General features: G+C 73.0%; 17 protein-coding genes. 2 read left to right on the top strand and 15 right to left on the bottom strand.

The window, feature by feature from the left end:
• Nucleotides 1–20: 20 nt before the first annotated feature.
• The 11 genes from lgt to hisI all read right to left on the bottom strand — a co-directional run bounded on the left by lgt (nt 21) and on the right by hisI (nt 9,461).
• On the bottom strand, nt 21–1,061 hold the full coding sequence (gene lgt, locus AMK26_RS05230) for a prolipoprotein diacylglyceryl transferase (RefSeq protein ID WP_073752367.1): 1,041 nt from the start codon (nt 1,059–1,061) through the stop codon (nt 21–23).
• Nucleotides 1,062–1,133: 72 nt separating this feature from the next.
• Entirely contained in the window at nt 1,134–1,994 is an 861-nt protein-coding gene (locus AMK26_RS05225; RefSeq protein WP_073753054.1) for a DsbA family protein, read from the bottom strand.
• Between the two features lie 63 nt (nt 1,995–2,057).
• Nucleotides 2,058–2,873 (bottom strand): tryptophan synthase subunit alpha, encoded by an 816-nt coding sequence (gene trpA, locus AMK26_RS05220; protein ID WP_073752365.1) that lies wholly within the window; start codon nt 2,871–2,873, stop codon nt 2,058–2,060.
• Entirely contained in the window at nt 2,870–4,183 is a 1,314-nt protein-coding gene (gene trpB / locus AMK26_RS05215) for a tryptophan synthase subunit beta (RefSeq protein ID WP_073752363.1), read from the bottom strand. The genes trpA and trpB overlap by 4 nt, the downstream gene beginning before the upstream one ends.
• Before the next feature lie 124 nt (nt 4,184–4,307).
• A complete protein-coding gene (gene trpM / locus AMK26_RS05210; RefSeq protein WP_073752361.1) occupies nt 4,308–4,658 on the bottom strand; it encodes a tryptophan biosynthesis modulator TrpM in 351 nt (116 codons plus the stop codon).
• 120 nt (nt 4,659–4,778) lie between these two features.
• Nucleotides 4,779–5,588: an indole-3-glycerol phosphate synthase TrpC gene (gene trpC / locus AMK26_RS05205; protein WP_073752359.1), complete on the bottom strand. Its 810-nt coding sequence runs from the start codon at nt 5,586–5,588 to the stop codon at nt 4,779–4,781.
• A gap of 116 nt (nt 5,589–5,704) precedes the next feature.
• On the bottom strand, nt 5,705–6,436 hold the full coding sequence (locus AMK26_RS05200) for a DUF2752 domain-containing protein (RefSeq protein WP_073752357.1): 732 nt from the start codon (nt 6,434–6,436) through the stop codon (nt 5,705–5,707).
• A 63-nt stretch (nt 6,437–6,499) separates the two neighbouring features.
• A complete protein-coding gene (locus AMK26_RS05195; protein ID WP_073752355.1) occupies nt 6,500–6,775 on the bottom strand; it encodes an HGxxPAAW family protein in 276 nt (91 codons plus the stop codon).
• A gap of 126 nt (nt 6,776–6,901) precedes the next feature.
• A complete protein-coding gene (locus tag AMK26_RS05190) occupies nt 6,902–7,561 on the bottom strand; it encodes a TIGR02234 family membrane protein (RefSeq protein ID WP_073752353.1) in 660 nt (219 codons plus the stop codon).
• Nucleotides 7,562–7,583: 22 nt separating this feature from the next.
• Nucleotides 7,584–9,104, bottom strand: coding sequence for an anthranilate synthase component I (locus tag AMK26_RS05185; RefSeq protein ID WP_073752351.1), 1,521 nt, complete (start codon nt 9,102–9,104; stop codon nt 7,584–7,586).
• A 6-nt stretch (nt 9,105–9,110) separates the two neighbouring features.
• Nucleotides 9,111–9,461, bottom strand: coding sequence for a phosphoribosyl-AMP cyclohydrolase (gene hisI / locus AMK26_RS05180; RefSeq protein ID WP_073752349.1), 351 nt, complete (start codon nt 9,459–9,461; stop codon nt 9,111–9,113).
• A gap of 84 nt (nt 9,462–9,545) precedes the next feature.
• On the opposite strand from hisI, the gene AMK26_RS05175 reads away from it, so the two are divergent.
• Both AMK26_RS05175 and AMK26_RS05170 read left to right on the top strand, forming a co-directional pair.
• On the top strand, nt 9,546–10,181 hold the full coding sequence (locus AMK26_RS05175) for a TIGR03085 family metal-binding protein (RefSeq protein WP_073752347.1): 636 nt from the start codon (nt 9,546–9,548) through the stop codon (nt 10,179–10,181).
• A 551-nt stretch (nt 10,182–10,732) separates the two neighbouring features.
• Nucleotides 10,733–11,119, top strand: coding sequence for a VOC family protein (locus tag AMK26_RS05170; RefSeq protein ID WP_073752345.1), 387 nt, complete (start codon nt 10,733–10,735; stop codon nt 11,117–11,119).
• 16 nt (nt 11,120–11,135) lie between these two features.
• Here the strand turns inward: AMK26_RS05170 and hisF are convergent, their stop codons facing one another.
• From hisF to hisH, 4 genes are read right to left on the bottom strand one after another with little or no spacing between them, the layout of a single operon-like run.
• Nucleotides 11,136–11,900: an imidazole glycerol phosphate synthase subunit HisF gene (gene hisF / locus AMK26_RS05165; RefSeq protein WP_073752343.1), complete on the bottom strand. Its 765-nt coding sequence runs from the start codon at nt 11,898–11,900 to the stop codon at nt 11,136–11,138.
• Nucleotides 11,897–12,313: a RidA family protein gene (locus AMK26_RS05160; protein ID WP_073752341.1), complete on the bottom strand. Its 417-nt coding sequence runs from the start codon at nt 12,311–12,313 to the stop codon at nt 11,897–11,899. Before AMK26_RS05160 ends, hisF begins: the two co-directional genes overlap by 4 nt.
• Nucleotides 12,310–13,035 carry a bifunctional 1-(5-phosphoribosyl)-5-((5-phosphoribosylamino)methylideneamino)imidazole-4-carboxamide isomerase/phosphoribosylanthranilate isomerase PriA gene (priA, locus tag AMK26_RS05155; RefSeq protein ID WP_073752339.1) on the bottom strand — a complete coding sequence of 242 codons (726 nt, stop codon included), beginning with the start codon at nt 13,033–13,035 and terminating at the stop codon, nt 12,310–12,312. Before priA ends, AMK26_RS05160 begins: the two co-directional genes overlap by 4 nt.
• 32 nt (nt 13,036–13,067) lie before the next feature.
• On the bottom strand, nt 13,068–13,709 hold the full coding sequence (gene hisH / locus AMK26_RS05150) for an imidazole glycerol phosphate synthase subunit HisH (RefSeq protein WP_073752337.1): 642 nt from the start codon (nt 13,707–13,709) through the stop codon (nt 13,068–13,070).
• Nucleotides 13,710–13,712 lie beyond the last annotated feature (3 nt).

Here is a 13,712-nt window from a genome sequence, read left to right as displayed (position 1 = left end):
CGCCTCGCACCACGTACGGGTCAGCTCTTCTCCGCCGACTCCGGCTTCGCACCCGCATCGGCCTCGGACGTGCCCGCGTCGCCGTCGTCGACCGGCCCCGCCGAGTCGGCCACCCCGGTCGCCCCGGCATCCGCCTTGGCCGCCGCCGCGTCCGCCTCCGCCGCGTCCGTCTCCGCGTCGTCCGTCTTCGCGTCGTCCGTCTTCGCCGCATCCGCCTTCGCCGCGTCCGCCTTCGCCGCGTCCGCGAGCACCGCCGGCTCCACGACCTCCTCGCGCCCCGGCCGCGTCCGCGACGAGACGACGATGTACGTCACTGCCAGCACGAAGACCAGGATCGCGGTCCACACGTTGAGCCGGAGGCCCAGGATGTGGTGCGCCTCGTCGACGCGCATGTACTCGATCCAGCCGCGCCCCGCGCAGTACGCCGCGACGTACAGCGCGAACGCCCGGCCGTGGCCCAGCCTGAACCTGCGGTCCGCCCAGATCACCAGCAGGGCGACGCCGACGCACCAGAGCGACTCGTACAGGAACGTCGGGTGGTAGAGCCCGGCCTCGCGGTCGGTGCCCGCGCTGATCTCCAGCGCCCAGGGCAGGTCGGTGGGCCTGCCGTACAGCTCCTGGTTGAACCAGTTGCCCCAGCGTCCGATCGCCTGGGCGAAGGCGATGCCGGGCGCGATGGCGTCCGCGTACGCCGGCAGCGGGATGCCCCGGCGCCGGCAGCCGATCCAGGCGCCGACCGCGCCCAGCGCGATCGCGCCCCAGATGCCGAGGCCGCCCTCCCAGATCTTGAAGGCGTCGACCCAGTTCTCACCCTCGCTGAAGTACAGCTGGTAATCGGTGATGACGTGGTACAGCCGGCCGCCGACGAGGCCGAAGGGCACCGCCCACACGGCGATGTCGGCCACGGTGCCGGCTTTGCCGCCCCGGGCGAGCCAGCGCTTGTTGCCGTACCAGACGGCGACGAAGACACCGATGATGATGCAGAAGGCATAGCCGCGCAGCGGAACCGGTCCGAGGTAGAAGACACCGGTCGACGGGCTGGGAATGTAGGCAAGGTCCATGGCAGGACCGACGCTACCCTGCCGGGCGGGAGACGGGGCAACCCGCCCGGCAAAGAGTGCATAACAGCGTGCTCAGCGCCCCGTGGGAGACGCGGGGGCCGGGGGCGTGGCCGGAGCGGCCGGGGACGGGAACGCCGTGCCGGGCTTCTTGCCCTTGTTCGCCTCGGCCACCCACTTCTTCAGGTTCTCGACGGAAATCCGTTCGTTGCCCTTCGCCGGGAAGATCGATTCTCCGTTGAGCAGCACGGTCGGTGTGCCACGGAAGTCACCGCTGCGGAAGGCCTCGTTGGACTTCCGCACCCAGGTGTCGTGCGTGCCCTCCGACACGCAGGCGCGGAAGGCCGGGCTGTCCAGGCCCGGCACCTTCGCCGCCAGCTCGAAGAGCTTGGCGTCGTCGGCGAAGGCGTCGTCCGGCTCCGGAGGCTGGTTCTGGTAGAGCACGTCGTGGTACGGCACGAACTTGCCGGCGTCCTGGGCGCACGCCGCGGCGTTCGCCGCGTTGAGCGAGCCGCTGCCGCCCATGTTGCCGTCGATGATCGTGGCGAGGTGGTACTCGACCTTGATCTGCCCGGAGTCGGTCAGCTGGTGGATGGTGTCCCGGACGGCGTTCTCGAACTGGGCGCAGGCCGGGCAGCGGAAGTCCTCCCAGATGGTGAGCGTGGACGGTGCGTCGGTGGCGCCGACGGGGATCGCCGGCTGGTCCTTGCCCGTGGCGCCGGTCGGGGCGGCGACGGGGCCGGAGCCGGAGCTGTCCCCCTTGTCGCCGGTGTTGGCGGCGATGAGCCCGACGACCGCGGCCAGCCCGAGCACGCCGACGACGGCCGCCGAGACGATCAGCGTGCGCCTGCGCTTGTCGCGGGCCTTCTGCCGCTCGCGTTCCTCCTGGAGCCGCATCCGTGCGCTCCGCTTGCCTGCACTGTTCTTCTCGCTCACGCCCACAGCAACGAACCGGGGAGGCGCCCGCGCGCCTCCCCGGTCCACTTCCACCCGTACGAGCTACGAAACTCGCCGTACCCCGCGTGCGAGTTCGCCCGCCAGTTCCCGTACGGCGGCGACACCGGCGGCGTGGTCGTCGGCGTCGAGCATCCGCTTGACGAAGGCGGAGCCGACGATGACGCCGTCGGCGAAGGAGGCGACCTCGGCGGCCTGTTCGGCGTTGGAGACGCCGAGGCCGACGCAGACCGGCAGCTCGGAGGCGGCGCGGGTGCGCCGCACCAGGTCGGCCGCCTGTTCGCCGACCGACTCACGGGTACCGGTGACGCCCATCAGGGACGCGGCGTACACAAAGCCGCTCCCCGCGCGCGTGATGGTGGCCAGCCGCTCGTCCTTGCTGCTGGGCGCGACGACGAAGACGGTCGCCAGACCGTGCTTCTCGGCGTGCTCGCGCCATACGGCGGACTCCTGGACCGGCAGGTCGGGCAGGATGCAGCCGGCGCCGCCCGCCTCCGCGAGTTCGGCGGTGAAGCGTTCGATGCCGTACCGGTCGATGGGGTTCCAGTACGTCATGACGAGGACCGGCTTGCCGGTGGCCTCGTGCGCCTCGCGGACCGTGCGCATGACGTCGGCGATCTTCACGCCGCCGCGCAGCGCGATGTCGTCGGCGGTCTGGATGACCGGGCCGTCCAGCACCGGGTCGCTGTGCGGCAGGCCGACCTCGACGACGTCGGCGCCGCCGTCGAAGACGGCCTTGACGGCCTCGATCCCGCCGTCCACGGTCGGGAATCCGGCCGGGAGGTACGCGATGAGCGCGGCCCGGTTCTCGGCCTTGGCCTGCTCCAGGGTGTCGCTGAGGAGTTGGATGTTGCCGCTCACTTGGTTCCCCCCTGGATGTCGGTGTCCGTCTGGATCTCGGCGGCGCCGTCGTCGGCGGAGGCGTCGGCCTCGACCGGGGCGGCGTCGGTGCCGTACAGGCCGAAGTAGCGCGCGGCGGTGTCCATGTCCTTGTCGCCGCGGCCCGACAGGTTGACCACGATGAGGCCGTCCTTGCCGAGTTCCCGCCCGAGTTCCAGGGCGCCGGCCAGTGCGTGGGCCGACTCGATGGCCGGGATGATGCCCTCGGTGCGGGACAGCAGGCGCAGCGCCTGCATGGCCGCGTCGTCGGTCACCGCGCGGTACTCGCCGCGGCCGCTGTCTTTGAGGTACGAGTGCTCCGGGCCGATGCCCGGGTAGTCCAGGCCGGCGGAGATCGAGTACGGCTCGGTGATCTGGCCCTCGTCGTCCTGGAGGACGTACGAACGGGAGCCGTGCAGGATGCCGGGCTCGCCGGCGGTGAGCGTGGCCGCGTGCTCGCCGGTCTCGACGCCGTGTCCGGCGGGCTCGCAGCCCACCAGGCGTACGTCGGCGTCCTCGATGAACGCGTGGAAGAGGCCGATGGCGTTGGAGCCACCGCCGACGCAGGCGACGGCCGCGTCGGGCAGCCGGCCGGCCCGCTCAAGGATCTGGCGGCGGGCCTCGACCCCGATGACGCGGTGGAAGTCGCGCACCATGGCGGGGAAGGGGTGCGGTCCGGCGACCGTGCCGAAGAGGTAGTGCGTGTGGTCGACGTTGGCGACCCAGTCGCGGAACGCCTCGTTGATGGCGTCCTTGAGGGTGCGGCTGCCGGACTTGACGGGGATGACCTCGGCGCCGAGCATCCGCATCCGGGCGACGTTCAGCGCCTGGCGCTGGGTGTCGATCTCGCCCATGTAGATGGTGCATTCGAGGCCGAACAAGGCGCAGGCCGTGGCGGTGGCCACGCCGTGCTGTCCGGCGCCGGTCTCGGCGATGACGCGGGTCTTGCCCATGCGCTTGGTGAGCAGGGCCTGACCGAGCACGTTGTTGATCTTGTGCGAGCCGGTGTGGTTGAGGTCCTCGCGCTTGAGGAAGACCCGGGCACCGCCCGCGTGCTCGGCGAACCGGGGCACCTCGGTGAGGGCGCTCGGCCGGCCGGTGTAGTTGACCAGCAGGTCGTCGAGCTCGGCGGCGAACGCGGGGTCGTTCTTGGCCTTGTCGTACTCGACGGCCACCTCGTCGACCGCGGCGACGAGCGCCTCGGGGATGAACTTGCCGCCGTAGGCGCCGAAGTAGCCCTCGGCGTTCGGGACCTGGCCCTGGGGATCGGGAATGAAGAACTCGCTGGGCATGCGACATGCTCCTCTACGGGGGCGGCGTTCGCCCCCGGATGTCTCGGCTTGACGGTGGTCACGGTAAGCGCCGACGCCACCGGTCGACCGCTGCCCACCCCGTCCGTCGGGACGGGGGGTGGATTCAGCGGTGGCGGAGGCGCGCGGTGCGCGCCCGCCATCGCATGCCGTTGACCTGGCCGGGCTCGTCGCCGATGACGTACCGGACGCGGCGCCCGTGCACGCGCCGCGCCGGGGCCCGGCAGCCGCGCGGACGGCAGCCGCGGGCGAGGCGGGCGTAGGCGTCAGGGACGGCGTGCACGCCGGTGAGGAGGTCCGCCGCGTAGGGGCGGCAGACGCGTCCCGCCGTCGCGGAGGCCACGCACGCGCGCGTGGCCGGGGTCGCGGCCGTGTCCGTGGCCGCCATACCGGTGGCGGTCCCGCTGACCGCGGAGGCACCGCCGGCGACGGCGGCCTCCGCGACAGCGGTCGCCAAAGCCGTGGGACGGCTTGTCCGCGGGCGCGCTGCGGCGCCCGGCGGCACGGCACGCGGCGGCGTGCGGTGCGGCGCCGGGGCGGCGCAGACGCGAGGGCGGACCGCGGTCATGGGGGAGGCTCAGCCCCGTCCGTGCCGGAGGGCCGGGTGGGCGCCGGCGGCGACCAGGTCGGCCACGGCCGACTTGGGGTCGCGCCCGGTGACCAGGGACTCGCCGACGAGCACGGCGTCGGCACCGGCATTGGCGTACGCGATCAGGTCGTGCGGGCCGCGGATGCCGGACTCGGCGATCTTCACGATGCCGGCGGGGATCTCAGGACCGACCCGCTCGAAGGTGGAGCGGTCCACCTTGAGGGTCTTCAGGTTGCGCGCGTTGACGCCGATGACGCGGGCGCCCGCGTCGACGGCCCGCTCGACCTCTTCCTCGTCGTGCACCTCGACCAGCGGGGTGAGGCCGATGGACTCGGCCCGCTCGATCAGCGACTCCAGGGCGGGCTGGTCCAGGGCGGCGACGATCAGCAGGGCGAGGTCGGCGCCGTACGCCCTGGCCTCCCAGAGCTGGTAGGCGGTGACGATGAAGTCCTTGCGCAGGACGGGGATGTCGACCTTGGCGCGCACCGCTTCGAGGTCGGCGAGGGAGCCGCCGAAGCGCCGCTGCTCGGTCAGTACGGAGATGACGGCGGCACCGCCCGCTTCGTAGTCCGCGGCGAGCCCCGCGGGGTCCGCGATCGCGGCGAGCGCGCCCTTGGAGGGGCTGGAGCGCTTCACCTCGCAGATGACCTTGACGCCGTCGCCACGCAGCGCGGCAGCGCCGTCCTTGGCCTGGGGCGCCTTGGCCGCCCGCTCCTTGAGTTCGTCGAGGGACACCCGCGCCTGTCGCTCTGCGAGGTCGGCGCGAACGCCTTCGATGATCTCGTCGAGCACACTCACGCGAGAGGCCCCCTTCCGGGACGGTGACGTTGGATTCAGGATCAGTCACCTTGATGGTATCCGTACCGGGGCCAAGAGTCTTCATCCGCCCGACCACACCGCACTGACCTGGGGTTTCACGGGGCGAGAGCGGAGCCCAACGGAAGGTTTCGGACGACGGAGAACACCGCCAGCAATGCTCCGGCCGACCACCACCAGGCGGGCCGGAGGGTGATCCGTACGGGCACTCCCCGGACGGCGCGCACCAGCCAGAACACCATCGCCACCGCGAAGATCACGTACCCGGCGACGGCGAACGCGTTCGCGCCGAGGGCGGTGGCCAGGTCGCCGTGGATGAACGCGTGGGCGCTGCGCAGTCCGCCGCATCCGGGGCAGAGGATACCGGTGAAGCGCAGCAGTGGGCAGACCGGGTAGTGCCCGGGCTCGTTCGGATCGACCGCCCCTACGTACGCGAACCCCCCGGCGACCGCGGCGAGCACCCCCAGGGGCGGCGCCAGCCGCCGCACGAGTGACGGCGGGACGTGGGGCGGCGGCGCCGCCGCGCGGAACCCCCCTCCGGCCGGCCCCGTGTACGCAGGCGGGCGGCGGCCGGTGCCCGGCACCACGTGGGTCTCGCACGTGCCGGAACCGGTGCCTTGCGCCGGGGCGGGGGCGGGCCCCATGGGCGGTCCCATGGGCGGCCCCATGGGCGGCGCCTTGTGCGTCGTGTACGCGCGGGAGCCGGTGCCCTGCGCGGGGGCGGGGGCGTCGGGGGCCATGGGCGGGGGCGCGCCGGGCTCCGGCGGGGTGGAGGCGGCGGGTGGGGGCGGGGGCGGGTTGGGGTCCACCGGGTGATTGTCGCCGGTCATGCGTGAAGGCGCAGCCCGGCTGGTGCCGGACCGCGCCTCGTGCCGTGGATGCGCCCGGACGGGTCAGGCGTGGACGTCCGCGCGGGCGGTCTCCGGCGTGTGGTCCTTGCGGGCGGCCTCTTCACGCGCCCGGTCCAGCTCCGGCGACGGCTTCTGGCCGAGGCCGGCGAGCTTCATCGCGAATCCGACGACACCGCCGAGCAGGATGACGGCCGTGCCCGCCCAGAAGCCGAGCGGGTTGGCCGCCACCATGAAAGCACCGGCGACGCAGAAGCCGATGAAGGAGATGGTGACTCCGGTCCAGGCGGCCGGGGTGTGTCCGTGGTCGCTGCCCGCCATGAATTGCTCCTCGTTGCTGTTGCTCTGTGTACGGCCCCGCCGGGTGCGGACGCTCAGCGTCATTGTCCCGCACGCGCGCGTGCGGGGTGATCCGGGGGTCACCCGGATCAGCGGCAGGGCAACCCGTCAGGCGTCGCGCGTGGGGTCCTCGCCACGGTCCAGCGCCTTCCACAGGTCCTCGGGCCGGTCCGGGTCGGCGGGTCCGGCCGCGCGGCCGGACTTGCGCGGCCGGGGGCCGCCGTCGCGCTCGTACCGCCCGGACATGGCGGGCCAGGTCCGGCCGTGGCGGAGGGCGAGCAGCCCGGCGAGGAGGATCAGCAGGGCGCCGGCGGCCGTGACGTAGGGCCAGGCGGTGTGCGTGAGGGCCTCTACCCGGGCCGCGGCGTCGCCGGTGGTGGTGGCGGCCTTCTCGTCGAGCGCCGCGCTGTCGGAGGCGCCCAGGTACGCGGCGACGGCCGCGCCCGCCCCGCTCAGGGTGAGCAGCAGCGACACGACGTACCGGCCCGCGCGGCGTACCGCGAAGACGGCGACGAGGGCCGCCAGGCCCACGACGGCGAGGGCGGTGGGTACGCCGGTCACGTCACCGCCCGCGGCGTCGAGCGGTACGGTGCCGCCGCCGACGGCGACCGTGCCCTGGGCCCAGGTCTGGCCGGAGGCGAGCAGCACGACGGCCGCGCCCACGGCGCCGAGGAGGAGGGCTGCGGCGAGGCTACGGCGGCCGCCGGAGGCGGCCGCCGTCTCGTCCGCGCGGGTGGCACGGGGCTGGGGTACGGATGCGGCACTCACGCAACCACTATCCCTTATGCCGTCATGCGCCGTTCATCCGGTTGGCGGTGTGTACGGCGCGGAGGACGGCGGCCGCCTTGTTGCGGCACTCGGTGTCCTCGGCGACCGGATCGGAGTCGGCGACGACCCCCGCGCCGGCCTGAACGTACGCCGTGCCGTCGCGCAGCAGGGCGGTGCGGATCGCGATGGCGGTGTCGGAGTCGCCGGCGAAGTCCAGGTAGCCGACGCAGCCTCCGTACAGCCCGCGCCGGGTCGGCTCGAGCTCGTCGATGATCTGCATGGCGCGCGGCTTGGGGGCGCCGGAGAGGGTTCCGGCGGGGAAGCAGGCGGTCAGGACGTCGAAGGCGGTGCGGCCCTCGGCGACGCGGCCGGTGACGGTCGAGACGATGTGCATGACGTGCGAGTACCGCTCGATCGACATGAAGTCGACGACCTCGACGGAGCCGGGTTCGCAGACGCGCCCCAGGTCGTTGCGGCCGAGGTCGACGAGCATCAGGTGCTCGGCGCGCTCCTTGGGGTCGGCGATCAACTCGTCGGCGAGGGCCTGGTCCTCCTGCGGGGTGGCGCCACGCGGGCGCGTGCCGGCGATCGGGTGGACCATGGCGTGCCCGTCCTCGACCTTGACTAGGGCCTCGGGGCTGGACCCCACGACGTCGAAACCGTCGAAGCGGAAGAGGTACATGTACGGGGACGGGTTGGTGGCCCGCAGCACCCGGTAGACGTCCAGGGCGCTCGCCGTGCAGGGGGTCTCGAAGCGCTGCGAGGGCACCACCTGGAAGGCCTCACCCGCCCGGATGCGCTCCTTGATGTCCTCGACGGCGTCCTGGTAGGCCTGGCCGCCCCACAGGGCGGTGTACGGCGGGAGCTCGGAGGGCGGCAGGGCGGCGGGCTCCGTCGCCAGCGGCTTCGCGAGGTCGGCGGCCATGGCGTCGAGGCGGGCGACGGCGTCCGCGTACGCCTCGTCGACGCCCGTGTCGAGGTCGTTGTGGTTGATGGCGTTGGCGATGAGCATCACCGTGCCGTCCCAGTGGTCCAGGACGGCGAGGTCCGAGGTGAGCAGCATGGTCAGCTCGGGCAGGCGGAGGTCGTCCTTGCCGTGGTCGCCGATGCGCTCCAGGCGGCGCACGATGTCGTACCCGAGGTAGCCGACCATGCCGCCGGTGAAGGGCGGCATCCCGGAGGCGAGGTCGCGCGTGGGGGTACCTCCCATGCCGCCAGGCATAGGGGGAGTGTGGAGGGCCTCCACGGTGGCGCGCAGCGCCTTGAGGGGGTCGCCGTCCACGGGCACGCCGACGGGCGGGGTGCCGAGCCAGTGGGCCTGGCCGTCACGGGCGGTGAGCGTGGCGGCGCTGCGGACACCGATGAACGAGTACCGCGACCAGGAGCGGCCGTTCTCGGCGGATTCCAGGAGGAAGGTGCCGGGGCGTTCGGCGGCGAGCTTGCGGTAGAGGCCGACCGGGGTGTCGCCGTCCGCGAGGAGGCGGCGGCTGACGGGGATGACGCGGCGGTCGGCCGCCAGCTTGCGGAAGGTCTCGAGATCCATGGTCGCCTACTTTCCCAGCGGCAGTACGTCGGCGTCGAAGCAGGTGCGGGCGCCGGTGTGGCAGGCGGCCCCCACCTGGTCGACCTTGACCAGGACGGTGTCGGCGTCGCAGTCGAGGGCGACGGACTTGACGTGCTGGACGTGGCCGGAGGTGTCGCCCTTGACCCAGTACTCCTGGCGGCTGCGGGACCAGTAGGTGCAGCGGCCGGTGGTGAGCGTGCGGTGCAGGGCCTCGTCGTCCATCCAGCCCAGCATGAGCACCTCGCCGGTGTCGTACTGCTGGGCGATGGCCGGGACCAGCCCGTCGGGGCTGCGCTTGAGACGGGCGGCGATGGCCGGGTCAAGGTTGCTGGTCATGTCGCCATTGTGCCGTGACGGCGAGGTGTTCCCGGTGGTGCGTCCACTGGGCGGACCGGACCGTGCGGCCGTACGCTGGCCTCCATGTCGACCCATGCCAAGCGTGAACGGCTCCTGCTCGCCGACCTCTTGGAGGCGGCGGGCCCCGATGCCCTGACCCTGTGCGAGGGGTGGAAGACCCGCGACCTGGCGGCCCATGTGGTGGTGCGCGAGCGCCGCCCGGACGCGGCGGCGGGAATACTGCTGGGTCCGCTGCGGGGGCGCCTGGAGCAGGTGCAGGCGGAGTACGCGTCCAAGCCCTACGAGGAACTGATCCAGCTGATCCGTACGGGCCCGCCCCGGATGTCCCCGTACGCGATCAAGCAGGTCGACGAGGGCGCCAACACGGTCGAGTTCTACGTGCACGCCGAGGACGTCCGCCGGGCGCAGCAGGGCTGGACGGCCCGCGAGCTGGACCCGGTCTTCGCGGAGGCCCTGTGGGTACGCCTGGAGAAGGCGGCCCGCATGCTGTGCCGGAAGGTCCCCGTCGGCCTGGTCCTGCGCCGCCCCAACGGCCAGACGACGGTCGCGCGCCGGGGTACGCCGGTGGTGACGGTGACGGGTGAGCCGGGCGAGCTGACGATGTTCGCGTTCGGCCGGCAGGACGCGGCGAACGTCGAGGTGGAGGGCGACAAGGACGCCGTGGAGCGACTGCACGGGGCGAAGCAGCTGGGGATCTAGGGCCGGGGCGCCTCTGTCGGGGCCGTCTCTGGCCGGGGCGCCTCTGGTCGGGGCCGCACCGGCGGCGCACAGGGCGCTGCGTGCGGTACGGACCGAGCGCGGGCGGAACTCGCGGGCCGACCGCCGCCGAGGGCGCCGCTCAGCCGCGTCAGGACCCCGGCCGGGAGGGCCGCCCCGCCGCCACGGTGGATTGCGCTACGCGGGCGAGGTCACGACGGCGACCGCGCCCGCTGTCCGGCCCCGTGCGTGCCCGGCGTGCGGCACACCGCGGCTCCCGCGCCCACTGTCCGGCGTGCCCGGCGAACGGCAGCCGGCCGGTATGCGTCCGGCAGCGGCCCGGCGTGCGGACGGCACCCGGCCGTGTACGCCAGGCGGCGGCCCGGCGTGCGGACGGCACCCGGCCGTGTGCGCCAGGCAGCGGCCCGGCGTGCGGACGGCGGGGCGACCATCCGGGATTCGCCGGGGCGGGCCGGGCTGGACCGGCCGTTGTCAGTGGGGGCGGGCATCATCGGACGTACGCGGCTCGTGCGCAGCCGGGCAGGAGGATCACGATGATCAGGATCGCGATGACCAGCGTGTACGTCGACGACGAGGAGAAGGCCCACGCCTTCTACACGGACGTGCTCGGCTTCGAGACGCGGACGAACCTCGATCTGGGTGAGGCGCGCTTCATCACGGTGGCCGCGCCCGGCCAGGACGTGGAGCTGTTGCTGGAGCCCGGGGACAGCCCGGTGGCGGAGGAGTACCGCAAGGGGCTGCGGGAGGCCGGGCTGCCGTGCATCGTCCTCGGGGTGGACGACCTGGGGGCCGAGTACGAGCGGCTGAGCGGGCTGGGCGTGAGGTTCACCCAGCCGCCCACGGCGCAGGGGCCGGTGCTGACGGCCGTGCTGGACGACACCGTCGGCAACCTCATACAGCTCGCGCAGCCGCTCGGCTGAGCCCTCCGGGGCCGCGTCAGCGGACCGGGTGGCCCGCTTCGCGCAGGGTGGCCTTCACCTCGGAGATCCGCAGGTCGCCGAAGTGGAAGACCGACGCCGCCAGGACCGCGTCCGCGCCCGCGTCGATCGCGGGCGGGAAGTGGGCGAGCCTGCCCGCGCCGCCGGAGGCGATCACCGGGACGGTGACGTGCTTGCGGACGGCCGCGATCATCTCGGTGTCGTAGCCGTCCTTGGTGCCGTCCGCGTCCATCGAGTTGAGCAGGATCTCGCCCGCGCCCAGCTCGGCAGCCCGGTGGGCCCATTCGACGGCGTCGATGCCGGTGCCGCGGCGGCCGCCGTGCGTGGTGACCTCGAAGCCCGAGGGCGTGCCCGAGTCGGTGCGACGGGCGTCCACCGACAGGACCAGCACCTGGCGGCCGAAGCGCTCGGCGATCTCCTGGATCAGCTCCGGCCGGGCGATGGCCGCCGTGTTGACGCCGACCTTGTCCGCGCCGGCGCGCAGCAGCTTGTCGACGTCGTCGGCGCTGCGCACGCCGCCGCCGACGGTCAGCGGGATGAAGACCTGCTCGGCGGTGCGGCGCACCACGTCGTAGGTGGTCTCGCGGTCACCGGACGACGCGGTGATGTCGAGGAAGGTGAGCTCGTCGGCGCCTTCGGCGTCGTACAGCTTGGCCATCTCGACGGGGTCGCCCGCGTCGCGCAGGTTCTGGAAGTTGACGCCCTTGACGACCCGGCCGTTGTCCACGTCCAGGCAGGGGATCACTCGGACCGCGAGGGTCATGACGCGGCACCTCCTCGGTTCGTCTCGGCCCGGTACGCTTCGACCTCGACCTCGACGACGAGGCTGGGGTCGACGAAGCCCTCGACGATGATCATCGACGCGGCAGGGCGGACGGCGTCGAACAGCTCCTTGTGGGCGCGGCCGACCTCCTCCACGTCCCGGGCGTGGGTGATGTACATCCGGGTGCGGACCACGTCCGCGGCCCCGAGGCCGAGCTGCTCCAGCGCGGCGAAGGCCACGTTGAAGGCGTTGACGGCCTGCTCGTAGGGCCCCCCGCCGGCGATCTGTCCATCGACGATGGAGGTGCAGCCGGACACCAGGACCAGGCCGTTGGGGAGCTCCACCGCGCGGGAGTAGCCGAACTGCTCCTCCCAGGGGGCGCCGGTCACGACCTTGCGTACGGAGTCGGTCATCCGGCCACCGCCGCGAGCGCTTCCTCCAGGGTGAACGCCTTGGCGTACAGCGCCTTGCCGACGATCGCGCCCTCGACGCCGAGCGGGACGAGCTCGGACAGGGCCCGCAGGTCGTCCAGCGACGAGACGCCGCCGGAGGCGACGACCGGCTTGTCGGTGGCCGCGCAGACGTTGCGCAGCAGCTCCAGGTTGGGGCCCTGGAGGGTGCCGTCCTTGGCGATGTCGGTGACCACGTAGCGGGCGCAGCCCTCGGAGTCGAGGCGGGCCAGCGTCTCGTACAGGTCGCCGCCGTCGCGGGTCCAGCCGCGGCCGCGCAGCGTGGTGCCGCGTACGTCCAGGCCGACCGCGATCTTGTCGCCGTGCTCGGCGATGACCTTGGCGACCCACTCGGGGGTCTCCAGGGCGGCGGTGCCCAGGTTGACACGGGTGCAGCCGGTGGCGAGCGCGGCGGCGAGCGAGGCGTCGTCCCGGATGCCGCCGGACAGCTCCACCTTGATGTCCATGGCCTTCGCGACCTCGGCGATCAGCTCCCGGTTGTCCCCGGTGCCGAACGCGGCGTCGAGGTCGACGAGATGCAGCCACTCGGCGCCCGCGCGCTGCCAGGCGAGGGCCGCCTCCAGCGGAGAGCCGTAGGACGTCTCCGTACCGGACTCGCCATGGACGAGCCGTACGGCCTGGCCGTCCCGGACGTCGACGGCGGGGAGGAGTTCGAGCTTGCTCATCTCAGCGGGTCCTAGATTCTCAAGGGGGACGGTCAGAACGTGTTGAGCCAGTTGGTCAGCAGCTGGGCGCCGGCGTCGCCGGACTTCTCGGGGTGGAACTGGGTCGCCCACAGCGCCCCGTTCTCCACGGCCGCCACGAACCGCTCGCCGTGCGTGGACCAGGTGACCTTGGGCGCGCGCATCGCGGGGTTGGTGATCTCCAGGCTCCAGTCGTGCACGGCGTAGGAGTGCACGAAGTAGAACCGGGCGTCGGCGTCGAGGCCCGCGAACAGCTCGCTGTCCTCCGGGGCCTCGACGGTGTTCCAGCCCATGTGGGGGACGACCGGGGCCTTCAGCGGCCCGACCGTGCCGGGCCACTCGTCCAGGCCCTCGGTCTCCACCCCGTGCTCGATGCCGCGCCCGAAGAGGATCTGCATGCCGACGCAGATGCCCATGACGGGGCGGCCGCCGGAGAGGCGGCGCTCCACGATCCAGTCGCCGCGGGCCTCCTTCAGCCCCGTCATGCAGGCGGAGAAGGCGCCGACGCCGGGGACGAGGAGCCCGTCGGCGTTCATGGCCTTGTCGTAGTCGCGGGTGATCTCGACGTCGGCGCCGACGTGGGCGAGGGCCCGCTCGGCGGAGCGGACATTGCCGAACCCGTAGTCGAAGACCACGACCTTCTTCGCAGTGCTCATGCC

The sequence above is a fragment of the Streptomyces sp. CB03234 genome (genome assembly GCF_001905885.1).
Lineage (GTDB): Bacteria > Actinomycetota > Actinomycetes > Streptomycetales > Streptomycetaceae > Streptomyces.
The sequence above is the reverse complement of the archived record's forward strand: the minus strand, read 5'-3'. Positions and strand labels throughout refer to the sequence as shown.